At 68.6% G+C, this 21,438-nt stretch carries 18 protein-coding genes; 14 read left to right on the top strand and 4 right to left on the bottom strand.

All coding sequences use genetic code 11. From position 1 onward, the window contains the following. Positions 1-8: 8 nt before the first annotated feature. The 5 genes from F1544_RS16500 (at position 9) to F1544_RS16480 (ending at position 5,883) form a co-directional block, all read left to right on the top strand. Positions 9-572: an NADH-quinone oxidoreductase subunit J gene (locus F1544_RS16500; RefSeq protein ID WP_167587223.1), complete on the top strand. Its 564-nt coding sequence runs from the start codon at positions 9-11 to the stop codon at positions 570-572. Beyond that, positions 569-871, top strand: coding sequence for an NADH-quinone oxidoreductase subunit NuoK (locus F1544_RS16495; protein WP_167587194.1), 303 nt, complete (start codon positions 569-571; stop codon positions 869-871). Before F1544_RS16500 ends, F1544_RS16495 begins: the two co-directional genes overlap by 4 nt. Before the next feature lie 77 nt (positions 872-948). After that, a complete protein-coding gene (locus F1544_RS26505; RefSeq protein ID WP_167587221.1) occupies positions 949-2,880 on the top strand; it encodes an NADH-quinone oxidoreductase subunit 5 family protein in 1,932 nt (643 codons plus the stop codon). Between the two features lie 2 nt (positions 2,881-2,882). Continuing rightward, positions 2,883-4,370, top strand: a complete 1,488-nt coding sequence (locus F1544_RS16485) for a complex I subunit 4 family protein (protein ID WP_167587219.1) — start codon at positions 2,883-2,885, stop codon at positions 4,368-4,370. 31 nt (positions 4,371-4,401) lie between these two features. Continuing rightward, on the top strand, positions 4,402-5,883 hold the full coding sequence (locus tag F1544_RS16480) for an NADH-quinone oxidoreductase subunit N (RefSeq protein WP_167587217.1): 1,482 nt from the start codon (positions 4,402-4,404) through the stop codon (positions 5,881-5,883). A gap of 149 nt (positions 5,884-6,032) precedes the next feature. Here the strand turns inward: F1544_RS16480 and F1544_RS16475 are convergent, their stop codons facing one another. After that, positions 6,033-6,422 (bottom strand): heavy metal-responsive transcriptional regulator, encoded by a 390-nt coding sequence (locus F1544_RS16475; RefSeq protein WP_167587192.1) that lies wholly within the window; start codon positions 6,420-6,422, stop codon positions 6,033-6,035. 104 nt (positions 6,423-6,526) lie between these two features. Between F1544_RS16475 and merA the strand changes: the two genes are divergently transcribed. Continuing rightward, complete coding sequence (gene merA / locus F1544_RS16470) at positions 6,527-7,972, top strand: mercury(II) reductase (RefSeq protein ID WP_167587191.1); 1,446 nt, start codon at positions 6,527-6,529, stop codon at positions 7,970-7,972. Between the two features lie 1,599 nt (positions 7,973-9,571). Here the strand turns inward: merA and F1544_RS16465 are convergent. Continuing rightward, complete coding sequence (locus F1544_RS16465) at positions 9,572-10,666, bottom strand: hypothetical protein (protein WP_167587189.1); 1,095 nt, start codon at positions 10,664-10,666, stop codon at positions 9,572-9,574. A 211-nt stretch (positions 10,667-10,877) separates the two neighbouring features. Between F1544_RS16465 and F1544_RS16460 the strand changes: the two genes are divergently transcribed. Next, on the top strand, positions 10,878-11,111 hold the full coding sequence (locus F1544_RS16460; RefSeq protein ID WP_167587188.1) for a hypothetical protein: 234 nt from the start codon (positions 10,878-10,880) through the stop codon (positions 11,109-11,111). Between the two features lie 137 nt (positions 11,112-11,248). Here F1544_RS16460 and F1544_RS16455 read toward each other — a convergent pair whose 3' ends face one another. Continuing rightward, on the bottom strand, positions 11,249-12,163 hold the full coding sequence (locus F1544_RS16455; protein WP_208972035.1) for a cytochrome c biogenesis CcdA family protein: 915 nt from the start codon (positions 12,161-12,163) through the stop codon (positions 11,249-11,251). A gap of 110 nt (positions 12,164-12,273) precedes the next feature. Here F1544_RS16455 and F1544_RS16450 point away from each other — a divergent pair, with 110 nt between their 5' ends. From F1544_RS16450 to resB, 5 genes are all read left to right on the top strand, one after another. Then, on the top strand, positions 12,274-12,705 hold the full coding sequence (locus tag F1544_RS16450) for a BlaI/MecI/CopY family transcriptional regulator (RefSeq protein ID WP_208972034.1): 432 nt from the start codon (positions 12,274-12,276) through the stop codon (positions 12,703-12,705). Positions 12,706-12,708: 3 nt separating this feature from the next. After that, positions 12,709-13,674 carry a M56 family metallopeptidase gene (locus F1544_RS24730; protein ID WP_167587186.1) on the top strand — a complete coding sequence of 322 codons (966 nt, stop codon included), beginning with the start codon at positions 12,709-12,711 and terminating at the stop codon, positions 13,672-13,674. 382 nt (positions 13,675-14,056) lie between these two features. After that, positions 14,057-14,617: a TlpA family protein disulfide reductase gene (locus F1544_RS16440; protein WP_244308832.1), complete on the top strand. Its 561-nt coding sequence runs from the start codon at positions 14,057-14,059 to the stop codon at positions 14,615-14,617. A 119-nt stretch (positions 14,618-14,736) separates the two neighbouring features. After that, the gene (gene ccsB, locus F1544_RS16435) at positions 14,737-15,768 is read left to right on the top strand and encodes a c-type cytochrome biogenesis protein CcsB (RefSeq protein WP_167587182.1); all 1,032 of its coding nucleotides are present in this window, start codon (positions 14,737-14,739) and stop codon (positions 15,766-15,768) included. A gap of 305 nt (positions 15,769-16,073) precedes the next feature. Beyond that, positions 16,074-17,669: a cytochrome c biogenesis protein ResB gene (resB, locus tag F1544_RS16430; RefSeq protein WP_167587181.1), complete on the top strand. Its 1,596-nt coding sequence runs from the start codon at positions 16,074-16,076 to the stop codon at positions 17,667-17,669. Positions 17,670-17,929: 260 nt separating this feature from the next. On the opposite strand, the gene F1544_RS16425 is transcribed toward resB, so the two are convergent. Beyond that, a complete protein-coding gene (locus tag F1544_RS16425; RefSeq protein ID WP_167587212.1) occupies positions 17,930-18,700 on the bottom strand; it encodes a class E sortase in 771 nt (256 codons plus the stop codon). Between the two features lie 209 nt (positions 18,701-18,909). Between F1544_RS16425 and lnt the strand changes: the two genes are divergently transcribed. Both lnt and lgt read left to right on the top strand, forming a co-directional pair. Beyond that, positions 18,910-20,532, top strand: a complete 1,623-nt coding sequence (gene lnt, locus F1544_RS16420; RefSeq protein WP_167587179.1) for an apolipoprotein N-acyltransferase — start codon at positions 18,910-18,912, stop codon at positions 20,530-20,532. A gap of 48 nt (positions 20,533-20,580) precedes the next feature. Beyond that, complete coding sequence (gene lgt, locus F1544_RS16415) at positions 20,581-21,420, top strand: prolipoprotein diacylglyceryl transferase (RefSeq protein ID WP_167587177.1); 840 nt, start codon at positions 20,581-20,583, stop codon at positions 21,418-21,420. The last annotated feature ends 18 nt before the right edge of the window (positions 21,421-21,438 follow it).

Here is a 21,438-nt window from a genome sequence, read left to right as displayed (position 1 = left end):
TGACCGGTGTGGTGCAGACGGTGCTGTTCTGGGGGCTGGGTGCGGTGGCGGTCGCCGCTGGTGTCGTGGTCTTCCGTACGGATTCGATGGCGCGGGCGACCTACGCCCTGGCGGCGTCGTTCGTGGCGGTCGGCGCGCAGGTGCTGTTCCTGCACCTGGACTACGTCGGGGTGATCGTCGTGCTGATGATGGTCATGGAGATGGCCGTCATGGCCGTCTACATGGTGATGTTCATGGGGATGAACCCGGCGCTGATGCCGATGAGCATGGTCCACTCACGCAAGACCTCTCTCGGGGTCGCGGCCGGCGCCTTCATCGTGCTGGCCGGTGGCGCACTGCTCGTGCCCTGGCCTGCCCGACGGGGGGCGCCGGCCGTGGATCTCACCGTGTCGCTGGGTCAGGCGACCATGGGGTCGAAGATGCTGGTGATGCTGGTCGTCAGCCCGGTGCTGTTCTCGACCATCGTCTCCGCCCTGGTGCTGGCCCTGCCGCGCAGCCGCTACGACCGCCTCGGTGACGACCTGCGCAGACGGCCGGCCGAGGACCCGCAGCCGGGGGGTGTGGGCCGGTGACGTTGCAGGCAGTCCTGGTCATCGCCGCGGCGCTGTTCGCGGTGGGGTTGTACGGGGCGATCTCCCAGCAGGTCCTCGTCATGGTGATGATGGGCCTCGAGCTCATGATCAACGCCGTGATCCTGGCCGCAGCAGGACTGTGGTGGTTCCTGGCCCCCACCCCGGACGGGCACGTGCTGCTGCTGGTCGTGATCGCCGCGATGACGGTGGAGATGGCGATGGGCTTCGCCGTGGCCACGGTGCTGCACCGCTCCCGAGGCTCGGACATGACCGACATGAGCACGGACCTGAAGCAGTGACCGGCTCGCTGAGTGCAGCTGCCGGGGCGGCTGCGGCAGGGAGTGCGGTCCTGGGGGCAACGGGCGCTGACTGGGTCCTGTGGGCCCTGGTCCTGCTGCCCGCGGTCACCGGCGCTGGTCTGGGCCTGGTCTCGCTGAGCGGCCCCGCAGTTCGAGACGACCAGCCCGAGGACGAGCGCCCGCCTGCGGGTCAGCGGTGGGCGCCGGTCGTCACGGTTGCAGTACTGGGCGCGGAGTGCGTGCTGGCCGGTGTGGCGGCGGCCGGGCGGCCGCGCGTCTCCGCCGCCTTCCTGCCCTTCGCGCGCTTTGGTCTTGCTGTCGACGGCCTCGCCGCACTTATCCTTCCAGCGGTCGTCGGCATCGCACTGCTGGTGATGGTCTTCGCCGCCGCCGACGTGCGTGAGGCAAGGGCCCGGTTCTGCGCCTTGATGCTGGTGTTCGTTGCGGCCGTGGTGATGACCGTGACGGCGACGACGCTACCGACGCTGCTGCTGGCCTGGGAGGTGATGGGGGCCGCCTCCTTCGCCCTGATCGGGTTCGCCTGGTGGCAGGAGCACCGGGTCAAGGCTGGGGTGACGGCGTTCGTCACGACCCGTCTGGGCGACCTCGGCCTGTACGTGGCCGCCGGTGCCGCAGTGGCCGGCGGCGCGGGCCTGGACCTGGGCGACCTGGCCGCGGCCAGCTCGGGGTGGCGGCACATGGTGGCCGCCGGGATCCTGCTCGCCGCGCTCGGCAAGGCCGCGCAGCTGCCGTTCTCGTTCTGGCTGTCACGGGCCATGGTCGGCCCGAGCCCGGTCAGCGCTCTGCTGCACTCCGCGGCGATGGTGGCCATGGGCGGCTACCTGCTGCTGCGGGTGCAACCGCTGTTGGCGGTGACGGGCTGGGCCGCGACGACGGCCGCCTGGTGCGGCGCGGCGACCGCCGTGCTGCTCGGGGTGGTCGCGGTGGCTCAGCGCGACCTCAAGCAGCTCCTGGCCGCCTCCACCGCCGCCCAGCTCGGGTTCGTCGTGCTGGGCGCAGGGGTCGGTGCGGTCGCCGGCGGTGCTGCGCAGCTGGTCGCACATGCGGCGGTGAAGTCGCTGCTGTTCCTGGCCGCCGGGGCCTGGCTGTCGGCGTTGGGCACCAAGCAGCTGCCCGCCCTACAGGGGGTCGCCCGCCGCTGGCCGGTGGTCGGGGTCTGCGCCGGGGTGGCAGCACTGGCGCTGGGCGGGGTCGTGCCGTTGTCGCTGTGGGCGACCAAGGACGAGGTGCTGGCCGCCGCACTGGCCACCTCCGGGTGGCTGTACGCGACGGGACTGCTCGCCGCGGTCCTCTCCGCCGGCTACGCCGGCAAGGTCCTCGTCCTGGTGTGGCGCTCGGCCACGCGAGACGCCACCGATCCCGAGGACACCGATCCCGACGCCACCGGCCCTGAGGCCGGCTTCGACACCGAACAACCCGGGACCCGTCGGATCGGGTGGCTGGAGACACTGCCGCTGATCGTCTTGGCGGTCCCCGCGGCGCTGCTGGGTGTGCTGGCCCTGCCACCGGTGCGCTCAGGTGTTGATCGCCTGCTCGGACAGCCACCGGCTCCCGCCCCGGGCCCGGTCGAGCTGCTCGTCTCCGCCGTGCTCGCGGTGGTCACCGTGCTGGGTGTGGTGCTGCTCACCACCCGCGGCAGTGGGGTCCCCGAGCCCGGGTGGGCCCGCAACTGGCTGGGCCTGCACCGGCTGGCCCTGGCGGGCGTCGTCGACCCCACCGACCGGCTGGCACGAGTGCTGGCCCGCGCCGACGACAAGGTGCTGGCCCGGGGGGTCGAGCGCGTCGCAGCCCTAGCGCTGCAGACCGCCACCCTCCTGCAGCGAGTGGACGTGGACGTCCTCGACGCCGGGGTCGTGCGCGTCGCCGCCGGGGTGCGCCGCCTCGCAGGGCTGGCCCGCCGACCGCAGACCGGGTTGCTGCACCACTACTACATCCAAGCCGTCGCGGTCCTCGCCGCCGGTGCCGTGCTGCTCGTACTCGTGGGGTGAGCGTGCTCTCCATCGTCGTCTTCCTACCCTTGGTGGTCGCGTGCTTCCTGGTGGCGGTCCGCGTCCCGGACACCGCAGCACGCTGGATCTGGTGTGCCCTGAGCGCGGCCGAAGTCCTGCTGATCGCCGGGATGTGGCTGGGCCGCCCGGCCGACCCGAGCACGAGCCTGGACTTCGAGCAGCGTGTGGGCTGGATCTCGACGGTCGCCAGCAGCTACCACGTCGGCCTGGACGGGTTGTCGTGGCCGCTGGTCGCCCTGACGGTCGTGGTCTTCGCCTCCTGCTCGGTGTACGCCCTGAACGAGGGGAACCGGCCACGCCTGCACGCGGCACTGTTCTGCTTCCTGCAGACCACCTGCCTCGGAGTCTTCGCCGCCCAGGACCTGCTGTTGTTCTTCGTCTTCTTCGACCTGTCGATTGTCGGGATGTACTTCGCCATCGCCGGCTGGGGACACGGGCAGGCGGCGCGCTCGGCGCTGATGTTCTTCCTCTACACGTTCCTGGGTTCGCTGGCGCTGCTGGTGGGCTTCATCGGCCTGTACCTGGCTGCGACACCGCACACCTTCGACATCGTCGAGCTGTCGCGGACGGCACCGCTGCAGGGCAGCGGATCGGTCGGGGTCCTGGTGCTGGGCGCGATCCTGCTCGGATTGGCGGTCAAGACACCGACGTTCCCCTTCCACACCTGGCTGCCGCCGGCACACACCGACGCGCCCGCAGTCGGCTCGGCCGTGCTGGCCGGGGTCCTGCTGAAGATGGGCACCTACGGTTTCGTGCGGATCGCGATGCCGTTGCTGCCGGATGCCTGGCGCGACTGGGCCTGGGTCGTCCTGGCCGTCGGCATCGTCTCGGTGCTGTACGGAGCGCTCGTGGCGCTGGCCCAGACGAACCTGAAACGGATGATCGCCTATACCTCGGTGAATCACATGGGCTACGTCGTCGTGGCCGTCGGGGCCGCCGGTGTCCTCACCGGCTCCGCGGAGCAGGCCCGGCAGGTCGCCATCGTCGGAGCGGTGACGCAGATGGTCAGCCATGGCCTGATCACCGCGGCACTCTTCCTGCTCGCCGGCGTCGTGCACGAACGGACGGGGACCTACGACATGGGCTCCTTCGGGGGGCTGGCCCGACCGGCGCCGCGCTACGCCGCCTTGTTCGCAATCGCCGCGTTCGCCTCCCTGGGCCTGCCCGGCTTCAGCGGTTTCATCGCCGAGTTCCAGGTCTTCACCGGCGCCATCGCCACCGCCCCCATCTCGGCCCTCGCCGTGCTGGGCATCCTCATCACCGCCGCCCTCTTCCTGCGCGCCCTGCAACGGCTGCTCACCGGCGAGACCGTGGGCCGCTCGGTGGGCTTCCGCGACCTCGGCGCGGTGGAGATGTGCGCCATCGGCCCCCTTCTCATCCTCGCCCTGGCCATCGGGGTCCTTCCCGCCCCGCTGCTCGACGTCATCACCCCCACGGCAGGCCAGCTCGTCGACCTGGTGGGGCGGTGAGCCCACCGTGATCACAGCGCTCACCTCGGCGATGACCATGACCAATGAGGACCCGCTGGCCCTGCTGCCGGAGATCTGCCTGCTCGCCGGTGCCCTGCTGAGCCTGCTGGCCGGGTCGTTCCTGCCCCGGCAGCGGCAGTGGGTGGCCCGCCTGATCGCCGTCGCCGCCCTGTTGGGCAGTGCGGCCGCTTCGGTCGTGGCGCTGGCCGGGCCGGCGCGGACGGTGTACACCTCCACCTACGCCGTGGACGACGCCACCGGAGCCGTCCGGCTCATCGTCATCGCCGCCACCCTGCTCGTCATCGCCCTCGGCGTGAGCGAGGTGTCCGGCACCGCACGCGAGAGCGAGACGTACTGCCTGCTGCTGCTGTCCGCGCTGGGCACGGTCGTCCTCGCCGGAGCCCACGACCTGCTGGTCCTGGCCGTCGCGTTCCTGCTCGCCTCCATCCCGCTGTACGGGCTGATCGGGTTGGCCCGCACCAGTGCTGCAGCGGAGGCGGTGCTGAAGACCTACCTGCTGGGCGCACTGACCAACATCTTGTTGCTGCTAGGCGTTGCACTGCTGGCCGCCCTGGCAGGCGCAACGACCTATGGCGGTCTCACCACCGAACTCGCCGACTCGCCTGCGCCGGCTGTGGCCGTTGGGGTCGTTGCCGTCCTCGGGGGCCTGCTGTTCAAGGCGGGAGGGGTCCCCGCGCACTTCTGGGTGCCCGACGCGGCGCAGGGGGGCACCGTGACAGCAGCGGCCTTCGCCACGACGGTGCCGAAGATCGGCGCCCTTATCGCCATCTACCGACTACTAGAGGCACTGCCTCGGGGCGGTGCGGCGGGTCTGGACTGGCCCCTGCTGATCGCGGTGCTCGCAGCGTTGAGCATGACGCTGGGGAACCTGGCCGCGTTCGGACAGGACGACCCTCGACGGTTGCTCGGATGGTCCACGGTGAGTCAGGTCGGGTACCTGCTCATGCCCGTCGCCGTCGCCGGACGCACCGACGAAGCCCTGCCGGCGCTGCTGCTGTACCTCGCCGGCTACGCCGTGACCAACCTCGGCGCCTTCGCCGTGACCGCCGCCCTCCCCGAGCGGAGGACGCTGGCCTCCTACCGGGGCCTTGCCCGGCAGCAGCCGGTACTAGCGGGGGCGCTGCTGGTGTGCTTGCTCAGCCTGGTCGGCACACCACCCACCGCGGTGTTCACGGGCAAGGTCGCCGCCTTCACCGCCGCCTGGGACGGTGGACTGGCCTGGTTGGTCGTCGTGGCCGCGCTGAACACCGCCGCCAGCCTGTTCTACTACCTGCGCTGGATCGCCCCCGTGTTTCGCCCCGACGCTGAAACTGATGGAAAGTCTCGTTCCCGCGGTGACGCCTCTTCCTTCCCAGGCTTTAGTGCGCCGCGATCGCCGGTGACCGGCGGTACGACCAGGGCTAGCGCTGTCGTGGCGGCGGTGATCGTCCTCACCTTCGCGGTGACAGTCCTTCCCCTCGCCAATCATTTCGACCTGCAGCTCACGCGCTGATGTCCGCAGGCTCGTAACGCCGCGTGTCTCACCAGGTCGCCTTGACGGCAACCAATTCGAGACACGGAGGGAGTGCTGGCCTTAGGCATCACCGTCGGCGACGGGTGGCACTCTTTGGCGCCATCTGACGGTCGAGCGAGCTCGACCGCTCACAGGTATCTGCACACCAGAACCGGGTCGCAGTCCGCGGGCTCAACCGAGGTAGCGGCGTCGCGGAGCTGAGCAACGGTGGCGCGCAGGGCCTGGAGTTCGGCGATCTGGCGGTCCAGGCCAGCGAGGCGGTCCTCGAGGAGTTCGTGCACGTGCTGGCAGGGTGCGGAGCCGCTGTCACGGATGTCGAGGACCTCACGGATCTGAGCCAGGCTCAGCCCCGCGGTGCGGCTGCGGCGGATGAAGTTCAACCGGGCCACCACGTCCGGGTCGTAGTCGCGGTAGCCGCTGGCGGTGCGGTTCGGGGCGGGTAGGAGCCCGGCCTCTTCGTAGAAGCGCAGCGTCTTGGTGGTCGTGCTGCTGGCCTCGGCGAGCTCACCGATGCGCATCCTGCCTCCTAGAGCGCGTCCCGAACATCTCGTCTTGACCTTCCCCTGCACTGGAAGGTCCAGTCTCCTCGTCAGAGACGGACAACGCGAGGAGAAGCTGCGACATGACCCAGCACGATAAGGACAAGGAGGAGGACTACGACGTCGATCTCGCGGTGATTGGCTCCGGTGGGGCGGCGATGAGCGCCGCCATCGCGACCAGCCTGACCGGGCGCAGCGTGGTCCTCATCGAGCGCGGCGTGCTGGGCGGTACCTGCGTCAACGTGGGCTGTGTCCCGTCCAAGACGCTGCTGGCCGCGGCTGGTGCCCGCCACGAGGCGCTGACCAACCCCTTCGGTGGTGCCCCGACCTCAGCTGGTCCGGTGGACTTCGGTGCCCTAGTGGGGCAGAAGGATGCGCTGATCGAGTCCATGCGGGGCGCGAAGTACGCCGACGTGGCTGCTGCGTACGGCTTCAAGATCCGCCCCGGCCAGGCCACCTTCGTCGATGCGTCGACCTTGGCCGTGGACGGGGTGCCGCTGCGGGCGCGGGCCTACCTGATCGCCACCGGCTCCACCCCCGACGTGCCCGACGTGACCGGTCTGGGTGAGGTGGATTGGCTGACCTCGACCACGGCGATGGAGCTGCAGGAACTGCCGGAGTCGTTGGTGGTCATTGGTGGCGGCTACGTCGGCTTGGAGCAGGCGCAGCTCTTCTCCCACCTGGGGGCCAAGGTCAGCGTGGTGGGGCGCCTGGCGCCCCGCGCCGAGCCCGAGCTGGCCGCTGGTCTAGCCCAGATCTTCGAGGACGACGGCATCACCGTGGTGCAAGAGCACGCCCGCGCGGTCGCGATGGAGGGCGAGGAAGTGATGGTGACCACGACCTCCGGGGCCCAGGTGCGCGGTGCACGGCTGCTGGTGGCGACCGGACGCGGTGCCCGCACCGACGGTCTGGGTGTGCAGGCTGCGGGTGTCGAAGTCGACGAGCGCGGCTTCGTTCTCGTCGATGAGGCCCAACGCACGTCGAACCCGCTCATCTACGCCGCCGGTGACGTCTCAGGCGCCCCGCAGTACGTCTACGTCGCGGCCGCCGGCGGCCGGGTCGCAGCCCTGAACGCCTTGTCGCAGATACCTCCCGCCCCGGGGGACGCAGACACGGCGAACCCACCCGCGCGCCCTGCGCGCGTCGACTACACCGGGCTGCCCGCCGTGGTCTTCACCCGCCCCCAGCTGGCCTCGGCGGGTCTGAGCGAGCAGGAGGTCCTGGCCCTCGGCAACGGCTGCGAGTGTCGGGTCCTAGACCTGGCCGATGTCCCCCGGGCGCTGGTCCAGCACGACACCCGCGGCGTGGTGAAGATCGTGGCTGATCCCGCCAGCAGGAAGGTCCTGGGCGTGCACGCCCTAGCTGACGGGGCGGGAGAGATGCTGCTGGCCGCCACCTACGCCATCAAGGCCGGCATGACCGTCGACGACCTCGCCGACACCTGGGCGCCGTACCTGACGATGGCTGAGAGTCTGCGCATCACCGCGGGACTCTTCCGCAACCAGATGCCGACCTCCTGCTGCGCCTAACGCTCTGCTCCCCACGCCATGAAACCCGCGGCATCGAGGTGCACCCACGTGCCTCCTCACTAGTCATGGCATCACCGGGATCAGTGGTGAACAATCTGCCCCAGCCGCTGGCCACCGCGGTGCTCTCCGTGGGCTCCAACAGCTCTGGCCGGCCACTGCCCCAGGACGAGCGGTCGAGGCTGGCGGCGTAGGGGCGCTCTCCAGCGCGTCGACCTTCAGGCCCTCGCATGAAGGGCATCTCGACCAAAGTGGCGTCTTTCGCCTGCACCGAGCGCGAGGACTACTCTACTGCTTAGTAGGAGAAGGGCCCGCCGAGTCGAGGGAGCAGCACCGGTGCGGAATCTTTGTACGCGATGGCCCTGCTCGCCCACCCGGTCCCCACAAGCCGGATTGCTTGCCTTCACCGACGGCGGGAAGACCTGGCGGGTCAGCAACGCCAACGCCGGTCACTCCTTCACGGGTACCATCTTGGTCGGCTTCACGAATCTCAACCGCATCCTTGTTCCTAACGGGGCCGATGGCCTCACCTCCAGTAGCAACGGGAGACGAACCCTCACTCCGCTTGGCGGCCCCCCTGGTGTCACGGCTGCAGCTTGGAACCTAGTGAACGTTCGAGAGATGATCGCCGTCGGATTGAAGATGTCTCCCAAAACACCGGCGGTGGTATCAGTTGGCAGAAAATCGCCGCGTCTCAAGGCACCGGCGTTACCACCATTGTCGCCGCAGACGGGAACGCCGCCTTCGCCGGCGCCCTCCAGGGCGGACAAACCCGCACCTACCGATCCCCCGACGTTGGTGCCACCTGGCGACCGACGAGCTGACGACGTCCTCCCCGCAGCGGTCGATGCTCAGTAAACGAAAGCCCGCCCGAAGCCCGAGCGGTTCAAGCGGCGACTGGAAACATCTTCTGCGCCCGCTCGCGGTCACCGCCCTACTGCTTGCCGCCGCGACCCTCCTCTTGGTCACCCTTGTGCTGCGCCTGAATGTGGCCCCCGGCCCTCCGACGGTCGCGGTGCTCGTAGGCCAGTCACCCGAACCGAGCAGCTCCGCCTCGCCCGCTCAAGTAGAGGCCGTGCATCAAGCCCTTCACAGCCTCGGCGACCAGTGTCGACTGGGCAAGATCGATCGGTCGGCTGCGTCGATCAACCGCAACGTCGACACCCTTCTGACCTTCACCCGACGCTACCCCGAGGGCCGATTTTCAATCGATGACGAAACCGGCTCTGCCCTATCCTTGCTTTTCGTCGCCCGAGACACTCTCCGCCCCTGTGACTCAGTCGAAGCAGCTCGAGTAGATCTAGCCCTTCCGTCGAAATTTCGCGATTCTGGTGCCAACCGCTGAACACTACTGGCGGGCGGTGGCGGTGCTTTGCGCGGCCTTGGTCCGATGGTGGTGTCCTTCGGCGGCTGTTCAGCGGGTGCCCGTGCATGGATGGGTCGTCGGCGAGCTGTCCCTTCAGCGTCCGGTACGTGCGTCCTTCCCCCCACGAAGTCTCATGAATGTCGATGGTGGTTCGTGTTCCGCCCTTCCGCCGGTCCCCTCGAACGTCTCAGGTTCCCGGCCGTACTACGCCGCGTTCGACACCCGCGCCGCAATCGCTACCTGGGCAGATCAGCAGGCGCGCCGCTGGACGTGCCAGCCCATGCTGCGCGACGCTGATCATCGAGCATGGGGAAGCTCGCCAGGTAGCTCAACAGGACGGCGACGAGGCCGCTTAGCGCTACGACGCCCGAGGTCAGGGCCAGCGGCCACCGGACGAGGCCGGCAGCCGTCAGTGCCGCTGCGTGCCCCGACCACACGCCAAGTGTGGCTACACCTGCCAACACGGACGGCCGGTGGGGAACGTGGTGCCGACGCAGGAGGGCAATGGTCACATCGGCGACGAGTGCGCCGAAGGATGCGCCGAGCACTCCCCACAGTGCCGGACCCAGGTCATCGCTCACCGCCAGGCTGAGACCCGAGAGCGGGATCACGATGCGGCTGACGCTTCCGGTTGGCACCTGAGGTCGACGCCAAAGCATCAGGAGTGGAACCACGAAGAGCACGGTCGTGATGAGGAATCGTCCGAGACCGAGGATGGCGCTTGCCTCACCTGCTGCATGTCCCGGTGACGCCTCCGGTAGCCGGGTGTAGGTGCTCGTCAGAGCGGGTGACGCGAACTCCGAGGTGTAGATCAAGAAGAAGGCCATCAGGGCGACGGCGAGGAGCAGGGAAACCGTGGCGGCCGCATGCGTTGCGGGGGTGTTGCTGGAGCTCGCCCGCCAGGGACTTGTCACGAGGAGTAGTGCACCCACCAGGAGAACGAGGTGGGGTGGACTGAGCAGGGCGTCTAAGCCGACCTCGACTCCCCAGGCGCTGTGCCACGCCATGTCGGCTGCCCCTCCGCCACCGAAGATGACGGCGCCGAGCACTCCCCCGCCGTACCCGGCGGGTGGTGACCAGTGCCAGGTCGCCACCGTCGCGCCTCGCCTCATGCGGGCCGACGGCGACATGGCAGAAGTCTCACTCGCGTCACGGGGCCGGGGCCTGGTCGGGCGGCTGAGCCAGACCAACCAGATGACGTTGGCCAGCAAGCCGCTGTACAACGCCGCATGCCATGGCGTGAAGAAGGACTCCAGGTCGGGGAGGTGCGTGTGCGCCCAGCCGTCGGCGAACAGGGAGACCACGATCCAGGCGCCGGCCACGAGGGACACCCCGTCACGGCGGTGAGGGGACGTGCCGCGAGCGGGCGCACCGTCCTGACGGCCACTCCTCACTCGGAGACCGCCGCAGCATCGCGAGCCGAGCTTCGTCCACATGACCGACTCCCGCCCGGAACCCTCTACCATTGACTACCCTGGGAGGGTATACCTGACAGAACGAACGGGCCACACATCGCAGCTCCACAACTGCAGAGGCGGACGCGTGAACGAGAAGAAGCTCCGGTACCGGTACCGGCCAGCGTGGCACAAGCGGATCGGGGTCGCCGTCCTCGCTGTCGGCCTGTACACGATCTTCGCCAACGACCTGATGCGCCTCACCAGGAACGTCCAACTGCTGCCGGGCGGCCACAGCGAGTTGTACCTGCTCGCGGGCATCGTCGTCACCGTGGGCAGTCTCTGGTGGTTTGGATGGTTCGATTCCCGGTCCGGCACGTGAGGTTGGCCTTCAGAATCTCGCCTTTGCGCCATCGTTTCCAGCAACGTCGGGGCGGGCGAGCTCACGCTCAGCGGCGCCAGCAGCGGACGCGCCCGCGAGTCAGGTCGCTGGTGGAGGATGCGCGGTGCGCCGGCCTATCAGAGCGAGAGCTGCCAGTTGCTGATGAGGCCCTGCAGTCGTGACATCAAGACGACCCACAGGCCGCTCACCTGGATCACGCCCAGGAGGATGAGCAGGCAGCCTCCCAGTCTCATGATGAACAGCTTTCTCCGACGGGCCCAAGCGAAAGCGTCCATCGCCCGCTCGAAGGATAGGGCCGCCAAGAGGAAGGGGATGCCGATGCCCAGGCTGTAGGCGGCGGAGAGCACCGCACCTCGCCCCGGACTCCCGGTACTCGTCGCCAGGGCCAGGACTGCGGCGAGGGTGGGTCCGATGCACGGCGTCCAGCCGAGGCCGAATAGGACCCCGAGCAGCGGCGCTCCGGCGAGTCCGGAAGCGGGGCGGTAGCGGAGTCGGACGGTGGCGTTGACGAAGGGCACGCGCCACAAGATGCCGGTGAACATTAGGCCCATGACGATGGTGAGCCCACCCAGGATCCGCACGAGCAGTTGCTGGTAGGTGAGGAGGAAGGATCCGACGGCACCGAAGAAGGCTCCGTAGCTGGTGAAGACCACGGCGAACCCACCGACGAAGAGCGCCGCGCCCAACAGCAGTCGGCGACTAGTCCCCCGCAGCGGTGCACCCGGGCCGTGAGCCACCCGTGGCACCCGCCCCATAACGCGGAGAGCTCTCCCTACCCCGGGGACTTCGGCGGGCACGTACCTCAGGGAGCCAGTGGTCGACGCTGTTGCTGAAGCCGCCGCGGCCGGGGTGCCTAGCTGGCCGTCGGTGCCCACCATTCCGGCGACGTAGGAGAGGTAGCCGGGGACCAGCGGAAGGCAGCAGGGCGAGAAGAACGAGAGTGCGCCGGCTATCATCGCGAGGACGATCGCCAGCAGCATGGGCCCAGACGTGACGACACTGTTGATCGTCTCACTGACAGCGGCAGACACTTGTGAACGACTCCTCCACCGACTGCGGTCGCAACCGACTACGATGATGGATAGTAGGCCTGGCTGGCGCATCTGACCACCACGGGCGAGGACGTGACAGGGAGCTGGAAGTGAGCGAACTGGGCGGCGGTGGCCCACGACTCGGCCGTCTGGAGGCCACGGTCATGGACTGCGTGTGGGACGTGGAGGGCACGCTCTCCGTGCGAGAGGTGATGGACCTCCTGCGGCGTGATCGTCAGATCGCCTACACGACGGTGATGACCGTCATGGAGAACCTCCACCGCAAGGGCCTGCTGCGGCGGGAGTTGCGCGGGCGCGCTTACCACTACCGCAGTGTGCGCTCCCGGGAGGAGCACACGACGCAGGTGATCAGTCAGGTGCTGGCGTTCAGCCGCGACCGCACCGCCACATTGCTGCACTTCGTCGATCAGATGGACCCCGACGAGGTGACTCGTCTGCGTGATGCGTTGACGTCCCCGGACCCCGACACGGCGAGCCAGCCACGACCTCCGTCGTCACCGTCGCCACCTGAGCAGGACTGAGACGTGGCCATCGCCTTGGCGCTCGTGATCTACGCCGTCAGCATCGCCACACTGGGCCCCCGCCTCATCCAGTCTAGTACCTGGCTGGCGCGGTCCCCACGGCTCGCCGTCTGCGCCTGGCAGTCGCTGAGCGCTTCTCTCCTGCTATCCGTAGTTCTCGCGGCGGCTGTCGTGGCCTTCCCCGGAGGCGGCCTCGCCGGAGGCTTGGCCGACGTGCTGCACACCTGCCTCGCCGTGCTGCGGCTGCAGTACGGCGCGGTGACCAGCTCGGCAGCCAGCACGGCGGCGTTCGCCGTCATGGTGGCCGTCATCGCCCGCACGACCTACTGCGTGCTCGAGGTGGCGGTGACGTCCACCCGGCAGCGCCGGGCTCAGATGCAGGCCCTGGCGCTGCTCGCGCGACCTGCTGCTGACACGGCCCGCTCCATGCTCGTCGTGGAGCACGAAAGAGCTTTGGCCTACTGCCTGCCCGGGCGCAGAGGCGCCGTCGTCGTCACGACGGCGGCCGTGGAGGCCCTCGAGCCGGCCGAGCTGGCTGCGGTGCTCGGTCACGAGCACGCCCACCTCCGAGGACACCATCACCTGGTCATCGGCTTCAGCGCCGCTCTGCACCGCGCCTTCCCCTGGGTGTCCGCGTTGCGGCTGGCGCACCGCGAGACGCAGGACCTGGTCGAATTGCTCGCCGACGATGCCGCAGTCCGGCGACACTCACCAGCTCACCTGGCCGCGGCCCTGGTGCGCCTGGCCGAGGCTCAGACGCCGCGCGCGACCCTGGGCATCGGTGGACGACTGGCGCTAGCCAGGGTGCGCCGCTTGCAGAGGGCCCGTCAGCCGTTGCGCCGGCCTCAACGACTGGGACTGCTCCTGCTCATCACTGCTGTCCTGATCACGCCCGCTGCCGCCGCCGTGCAGCCAGCCGCAGCTGCGACCGCCACTGATCACTGCGTCCTGGCCTCAGCCCCCCGCTGAGCATCAACCACCGGCGGGGGACCACCCGTGCGTCGGCGTCTACCGGAGCGCAGCACCGCCGACACGAGCGCAGACACCATGTTCCACTTCGTGCCTCAGCGCTGAGTACCTGCTTGCCTGACTGCCCAGCAGCTTTGAACATCGTCTACTATGTTGCCTCGTAGATGAGGCCCGCGCCTGGAGGAGTGGCAGCAGACAACATGAGCAGCTCACGGCGCACTTCCCGCGCGGACGCACCCTCCGACGTACCAGGACCTGCAACGATGCCGTCCTCAGACTGCCTGACGGATCCGGACCAGACGCAGGTACCTCCTACGCCCGGCGAGAACGCGGACCGCACCGGACGTTGACGCTGATCGGGGTTTGTCTCTTCCTCGTTCTGATGGCCTCTGCGAGCTGGGCCTACTGGCAGACGCGTTCACGGTCCACGGTCGGAGTGTCAGCGCCGTTGACGACTGCCTCCGGGCCGGTCAGCGAGATCAACCCTGGGCAACGCGGGCGGCCCGTGACTCTGTCGGGAACGACACTCACCGACGAGAGCGTGAACCTCGACACCCTGCGCGGCAACGTGGTGGTCTTGAACGTCTGGGGCTCCTGGTGCGCACCGTGCCGTCAGGAGGCTCCCGTGCTGGCGCAGCAGTCGGATGGGCTCAAGGACCAGGGCGTGCGCTTCCTCGGGATCAACGTGCAGGACAACCGGCCAGCCGCACAGGCCTTCGAGCGCCGCTACGGCATCTCCTACCCCAGCATCGAAGACACTGATGGGCGAGCGCTGTTGAGTGTCGCCGCGTTCGTGCCGGCACGAGCAGTACCGGTGACTCTCGTCCTGGACGGCCAGGGTCGCGTTGCAGGCCGGGTCGTCGGGATCGTCGATGCCGCGACCCTGTCAGGCCTCATCGAGTCAGCCAGGGACGGCCTTCCTGAGTCGACGACATCCGCCTGACCGGCTATCCACCCACCTACGCCTCGACGGCGTCATGCGACTGACCTGATCGACGACGACCGCCCCGTCCTCGTCGCGGCCGCCCACCGCTGCGCCACCACCCCGCTGGAGACGACCCGATGATCGACGAGCACCTTGCCGGGACGAGCAACCTGTTGCTCTACTCCGCGATGGCGAGCTACCTGCTGTCTCTGATCGCCTACGCAGCTGATCTCGCCGGCGGTGGACGGGAGGCGAAGGCACAGCAGGGTCGCGGCCACACAGCAGCCCAGCTCACAACCTCCCAGCGCAGGGGCGCTCAGGAGCACGCCTCGCCGACGGGCAGCGCGACGACGACGACGCTGACGGCGCCGGCACCTCCTCGTCGTCGTCGCGCGGCCGCCGTCGGCACTGCCCTCTTCGTCCTCGCTGCACTCCTGCACACGGGTTCTGTGCTCACCCGCGCGCTGTCAGTCCACCGCGTCCCCTGGGGCAACATGTTCGAGTTCGCCCTGACCGGGTCCCTGGTGGTGGCCCTCGGCTACCTGGTCGCCTTGGCCCGAGCTCAGCGCGCCGGGCTCGGCGGTGGCCGAGATGCCCGCTACCTCGGCACCTTCGTCGCGGGCCCGGTGCTGTTGACCTTGGGCTTGGCGCTGCAGAGGTTCTACGTCGAGGCCGCGCAGCTGGTACCGGCCCTGGACAGCTACTGGCTGGTCATCCACGTCTTCGTCGCGATCCTGGCCTCGGCTCTGTCCACCCTGGGCTTCTCCGCCACGATCCTGCAGCTGCTGCAGACCCGTCAGCAGAGGAAGGACGACAGCGGCCAGAGCCGAGGGGCCACCTTCATGCAGGCTTTGCCGCGGCCTGCGGAGCTGGAGCAGACGGCTTTCCGGCTCAACGCCATCGGGTTCGTCATGTGGACGTTCACCCTCATCGCCGGCGCCGTCTGGGCGCAAGTCGCTTGGAACCGGTACTGGAACTGGGACTCCAAGGAGGTGTGGACCTTCATCATCTGGGTGGTGTACGCCTGCTACCTGCACGCTCGCGCCACCCGGGGCTGGAGCGGGCACCGCGCGGCCTGGTTGTCCCTGCTGGGCTACGCCTGCGTCCTGTTCAACTACCTGATCGTGAACGTCTTCTTCCCCGGACTGCACTCCTATGCGGGCGTGTGATCTGTCGATGCTTCCCCTCGTCACGCCCCCACGCATCGCTCGACGCGCGCAGCAGGGACCACAACGCTGCGCGTCACTACGGTGGTGTGCGGCCTGTAGTTGGAGGTACGACGGGACGACGACTCTGGGCCCCACCAGCGGCAGGGCGGTCACGGACCGCAGTGCACGGGCGGAACTGACACCCGTGCAGGTACCCGACACGACCTGGCGGGGCAGCTGTGGAGCCTGATCGCCGCCCCAGGGCAAGGGCAGCTCCTCTGAAGACTCTGGAGCTGCTCGGCTTCTGCTGGCGGTCACTGACCAGCATGCGCACTGCGTTGCTCCTGCTCATGCTGCTGGCTGTGGCGGCCGTGCCCGGCTCGCTCTTCCCCCAAGTGAACGTCGACCCCTCGCGAGTCGCGCAGTACATTGCCGTGCATGGGACGGCCGCCCCGTGGCTGCAGCGCTTCCAGGTCTTTCACGTGTACTCGTCCGTGTGGTTCTCCGCGGTGTACCTCCTGCTCTTCATCTCCCTCATCGGGTGCGTTCTGCCCCGCGTGCGCCGGCACTGGATAGCGTTGCGCTCGGCTCCCCCGAGCACACCGCGCAACCTGTCCCGGTTGCCAGAGCATCGCGAGTTCTTCGCCGCGGGCGCTGCGGACGCGGTCGCCGCCGTTGTGCACACCCACCTGCGGCGGCACCGCTTCCGGGTCATCTTGAGCACCCCAGGTGATTCCTCAAGCTCGACCGGTGGGGGTCGCGCCAGCAGCAGCACTCCGGTGCTGACGCTGGCCGCAGAACGAGGTCACCTCCGTGAGAGCGGCAACCTGGTCTTCCACCTCTCGTTGGTCGGTCTTCTCCTCGCTCTGGCCGCAGGCTCGTTGTACTCCTACTCCGGTCAGAAGCTCCTTGTGGAGGGGCAGTCGTTCACCGGTTCAGCACCCGGATTCGACAGCTTCACTTCTGGTGCGTGGGCGGACATCGCCGACCTGCCACCCTTCGCCTTGATGCTTCAGCGCATGGACGTCTCCTTCGAAACACAGCAGCGGTCTCAGATGGGCCAGCCCCGGCGCTTCGCGGCGGACGTGCTCCTGACTGCCGATGCTGCCGGGAACGAGAAGAAGGAGCGAATCGAGGTCAACCATCCAGCCAAGGTCGGAGCCACGCAAGTCTCGCTGTCAGGCAACGGCTACGCCCCGGTCATCGCGCTGCGCGACGGCTCAGGTCAGCTCGTGCAGGAGGGCCCGGTTCCCTTCCTGCCTCAGACGTCCAACTACGACTCCACCGGCGTCGTCAAGGTGCCGGATGCTGTCCGCGCTGACGGAACCCCTGAGCAGCTGGGGCTGCAGGGGGTGTTCCTGCCCAGCGCTACGCTCGACCCGTCTGGGCGCCCGGTGTCCGGCTTCCCCGATCTCGGCAATCCCGTCCTCGTGATGTCCGTGTACACCGGTGACCTGGGGCTGGGCTCCGGTGTTCCGCAGAGTGTCTACGAGCTCGACACCACGCGGTTGCGTCAGGTCGATGATGGCCAGGGGCGCCCGTACGTGTTGCAGCTGCGTCCCGGCGAGACGGCCGTTCTGCCTGACGGCGCGGGCACGGTGACGATGGAATCGGTGAAGCGCTTCGCCTCTCTCGACGTGCGCTCCACACCGGGTCAGCGGGCTGCGCTGATCTTCGCCTTGCTGGCGGCTGCGGGATTGGCGTTGTCGCTGTTCATTCCCCGTCGCCGGGTCTGGGCCCGCATCACCGGTGCCGTGGGGACCAGCGAGCACTGCCGGGTGGAGGTCGCCGGGCTCTCGCGGGGAAGCGACAGCGCCCTAGCTGACGAGGTGGACCGGGTCTGCGCCGCGATACCAACCGTTGCGCCAACCGCAGAGCTCGCCCTTCTGCCCTCTCCGCTCCCCCAGCAGACGCCGCGGTGACCCGCGAGACGACACAGCAGCCGCCTGCTAGGGCAGCCGGCGGTCTGGCAACGGCCGGGGTGCCCCTGCCCGCCGACGGTAGCGACGTCAACCTCACAGGTGCTCTGACCACGCCGGCCACCCTTGCCAGGTCCACCACCCATGCATCTGGCTATCGAAACGTGCCCAGAATCAGTGGCCTGCCATCATGCGCGATACGCCTCGCGGCGTCGGGGGTCTGCGCCGAAAGTCCCGCTATGGGTGACCCCGTTGTCGTCTTGTCAGTCCTCAGAGCCCAGGCCGGCAGAGGGCGCCGTGTCCGCCTCCTCTATTCTGGTCACCTCGGCCTTCGCCTTCCACGACGTGAGCACAGCCTGGACGATGTAGCGCTGGCGCGCCGAGTACCGCGGGTGACAGGCCGTCAAGGTCAGCAGACGCTCCTGCGGCTGTGCGCCCGGGCGCTCGGGCACTGGTGCGATCACATCGATCCGGTCGGGGGTGACCACGAGACTGGAGCGAACGGTGTAGGTCAACAGCGCCTGCTCAGTCTCGACCTGCACCACGTCATCTACGCGCAGTTCGTCGATGCGGAAGAAGGGTCGGCCGTAGGTGACGCGGTGCCCAGCGATCGCAAGATTGCCCACCGCTCCGGGCAATGCTGTCCCGACGTAGTGACCTACCCCAGATTTCAGCGTCTGGGTGTCGGTGCCTTCCAGCAGCGGCTGCACGTAGTCGCTACCGAACGCGGGAATGCGCACCAGCGCGAAGGCGGCACCCACTTCCGGCGGCGACGCAACGACAGGGGGCGCCTGCATCCCGGCGGGCTTCCCCTCGGTAGCCGAGCGTGGACCGCTAGGAACCGCGGGCAAGGGGCTCTCGGTAACCGCGGGGTCCTTCCAGCGTTGCTCGAGCCGCTCGCTCGCCCGATCACTCTGCGCCCGCGCCGTCACGTCAGTCCACCACACCTGCCACACGACGAACAGGAGAACCAGTGCCCCCGCTGTCACCAGGCACTCCCCCAGGACGGAGACGATTCGTGCCGAGGACCTCATGGCGTCCAGACCCCCGTCCAGACGAGCCACGGAGAGCGACGTGGCCGCAGCGAGGAGAGGGCACGATCGAGTTCCTGTCCCCGGGCAAGCGCTCCGCTCCTACACCGCCCGCCGTCAAGGTCCATGTGCGAAGTCTCCCATCTAGGAGGAGCTGGCCGCAGCGCTTGCTCGCGCCCACGGGGCGTGCGATCGCGGCTGCGGGGGCGGGGATGTTGCTGGACACGGCATTCCCCTCGCGTGGCTGGTGGGCTATGGCCCCCTTGGCTCTGGCCGCCTTCTTCCTGATCCTCCGCGGGCGGCGTGCACGGGGCGCAGCGGCGCTGGGCCTCTGCTTCGGCCTCGGCTTCTTCGTGCCGCACCTGGCGTGGTCGGGAACCTACGTCGGGGCAGTGCCCTGGTTGGCGCTGTCGGTCCTGGAAGCTGGCTTCATCGCCGCTCTGGCGGCGCTCATCGCCGTCGCTGATCGCCCCATCGCTCGAGCCGGTGGCGCGGTGTTGCGATCGCTCGCCGTGGCCGGACTGTGGGTGCTGCAGGAGGCAGTACGTTCCCGTGCGCCCTTCGGTGGCTTCCCCTGGGGACGCCTGGCCTTCTCCCAGAGCGAGTCGCCCCTGGTGGGTCTGGCCTCGATCGGCGGGGCGCCGCTGGTCTCCTTCGCCGTCGCCCTAGCGGGCGCGGCGATCGCCGCGTCCATCAGCGAACTCAATCCTGTTCTGCGCCGGCGACGCCGGGCTCGCCTCGTCGCAGTCGGTGCAGCCACTTCGCACAGGAGCCCCATTGCGCCCATCGGCGGTGCAGCAGCGGTGAGCAGTAAGCCGTCCCGGACCGCACGAGGCTTGCTGGTCAGCCTGATCCTGGTCACCGTCACCCTGGGCGCCGGAGAATTCATACCCCGTCCCAGTGCAGGAGCCGACGTCGTGAACGTTGCCGCGGTACAGGGCAACGTTCCTCGCCCCGGTCTGGACTTCAACGCCGAGCGGCGAGCGGTGCTCGACAACCATGCTGCGGCCACCCAGGACTTGGCCGCTGCGGTGGCGGCCGGGCAGCGTGAGCAACCGGACCTAGTGCTGTGGCCGGAGAACGCCAGCGATGTCGATCCCCTGCGCGATGACGCTGCAGCGGCCACCATCGACGCGGCGGCCTCCGCCGTGAGCGTCCCCTTGCTGGTGGGAGCCGTCTTGCAGGAGCCCACCGACCGGCTCAGCAACGCCGGGCTGGTCTGGGTGCCCGGGCGCGGCGTTGTCCAGCGCTACATCAAGCAGCGCCCCGTTCCCTTCGGAGAGTACGTGCCCTACCGCAGCTTCTTCCGCCGCCTCAGCGACAAGGTCGACTTGGTCCGCCGCGACTTCGTCGCCGGCACCGGAACCCAGCCACTGGTCATGGGTAACGCCCGCATCGGTGACCTCATCTGCTTCGAGGTGGCCTTCGACGATCTGACCCGTGACTCCGTCCGCGCCGGCGCGAACCTGCTGGTGGTACAGACCAACAACGCCACCTTTGGTCGCAGCGATGAGAGTGTTCAACAGCTCGCGATGTCGCGTCTGCGGGCAGTGGAGTACGGGCGGGCCGTCGCGCACATCTCCACCGTCGGTGTCAGCGCGCTCATCCTCCCCGACGGCACGTCCGTGGCTACCTCGGCGTTGTTCACCCAGAAGGTCCTGCAGAGCGACCTACCGCTGCGGGACGAGCAGACCATCGCCACCCGCTTCGGTGACCGCATCGAAGAGGGCTTAGTAGGCGTTGGCCTCTTGGCTGCCGCATACGGTCTACTCGCTGCGGCGTTCGGCGCTCCGGCCCACCTAGTTCCCCGCAAGCATCGGCGACGCACAACCTGACCACCGCCTGCGGCGATCCCGGTAGTTTCCTCACGAGAGCGTGTGACCATGGACATGAGCTATCTACCCAGCCCCACCCGCGGAGTTTGGGCCCTAGGCCCTCTGCCGGTGCGGGCCTACGCCCTGTGCATCCTGCTGGGCATCTTGGTCGCCATCGCGCTGGTCAAGCGTCGCTGGAGTGCCCGTGGTGGTGCTTCGACGCAGGTCGTCGACATCAGCGTGATCGCCGTGGTCGGTGGCATCGTGGGGGCACGCGTCTACCACGTCCTCACCGACCCGGAGCTCTACTTCGCTCCTGGGCGCGACCCGTGGGACGCGGTGAAGATCTGGGACGGGGGCCTGGGAATTCCGGGAGGTCTGATGGGTGGTGCCCTCGCGGCATGGTGGGCGTGCCGTCGGGCCGGTATTCCTTTGAGTGCTTACGCCGATACGGCCGCGCCGGGCGTCGCCCTCGCACAGGCTTTCGGCCGGTGGGGTAACTGGTTCAACAACGAGTTGTACGGCAGTCCCACCACGCTCCCCTGGAAACTGAAGGTGTACGAGTGGGCTGACGGGCGGGCCGTCACCACCACCGACGGTGAGACCGTGGTCTTGGGGTACTTCCATCCGACCTTCCTGTACGAATCTTTGTGGAACGTGGGCTTGGCAGCCACCCTGCTGCTGATCGATCGTCGTCGGCAGTTGTCACGCGGTCACCTCTTCGCGACGTACGTAGCAGGTTACGCACTGGGACGGCTGTGGATCGAGGCCTTGCGCAGCGACTTCGCCAACACGATCTTCGGCCTGCGGGTCAACACTTGGGTGAGTCTGTTGGCTCTTGCCGTGTCGCTGACCGTCCTGGTGCTGGGTCGGCGCACGGCATCCCAACAGGATGAGCAACGCACCTGACCAACGCCTGATTCAGCC

Origin of the sequence: Kineococcus rubinsiae (assembly GCF_011839805.1) — a bacterium.
Taxonomy (GTDB): Bacteria; Actinomycetota; Actinomycetes; order Actinomycetales; family Kineococcaceae; genus Kineococcus; species Kineococcus rubinsiae.
Note: the sequence above shows the minus strand (reverse complement) of the source record. Positions and strands in the feature narration are given on the sequence as shown.

Excerpts from the sequence above, each read along its gene's own strand:
- F1544_RS16480 (WP_167587217.1), top strand. The coding sequence starts at position 4,402 with ATGACCATGACCAATGAGGACCCGCTGGCCCTGCTGCCGGAGATCTGC.
- F1544_RS16475 (WP_167587192.1), bottom strand. The coding sequence starts at position 6,422 with ATGCGCATCGGTGAGCTCGCCGAGGCCAGCAGCACGACCACCAAGACG.
- merA (WP_167587191.1), top strand. The coding sequence starts at position 6,527 with ATGACCCAGCACGATAAGGACAAGGAGGAGGACTACGACGTCGATCTC.
- F1544_RS16440 (WP_244308832.1), top strand. The coding sequence starts at position 14,057 with ATGGCCTCTGCGAGCTGGGCCTACTGGCAGACGCGTTCACGGTCCACG.
- ccsB (WP_167587182.1), top strand. The coding sequence starts at position 14,737 with ATGATCGACGAGCACCTTGCCGGGACGAGCAACCTGTTGCTCTACTCC.
- resB (WP_167587181.1), top strand. The coding sequence starts at position 16,074 with ATGCGCACTGCGTTGCTCCTGCTCATGCTGCTGGCTGTGGCGGCCGTG.
- F1544_RS16425 (WP_167587212.1), bottom strand. The coding sequence starts at position 18,700 with ATGAGGTCCTCGGCACGAATCGTCTCCGTCCTGGGGGAGTGCCTGGTG.
- lnt (WP_167587179.1), top strand. The coding sequence starts at position 18,910 with ATGTTGCTGGACACGGCATTCCCCTCGCGTGGCTGGTGGGCTATGGCC.
- lgt (WP_167587177.1), top strand. The coding sequence starts at position 20,581 with ATGGACATGAGCTATCTACCCAGCCCCACCCGCGGAGTTTGGGCCCTA.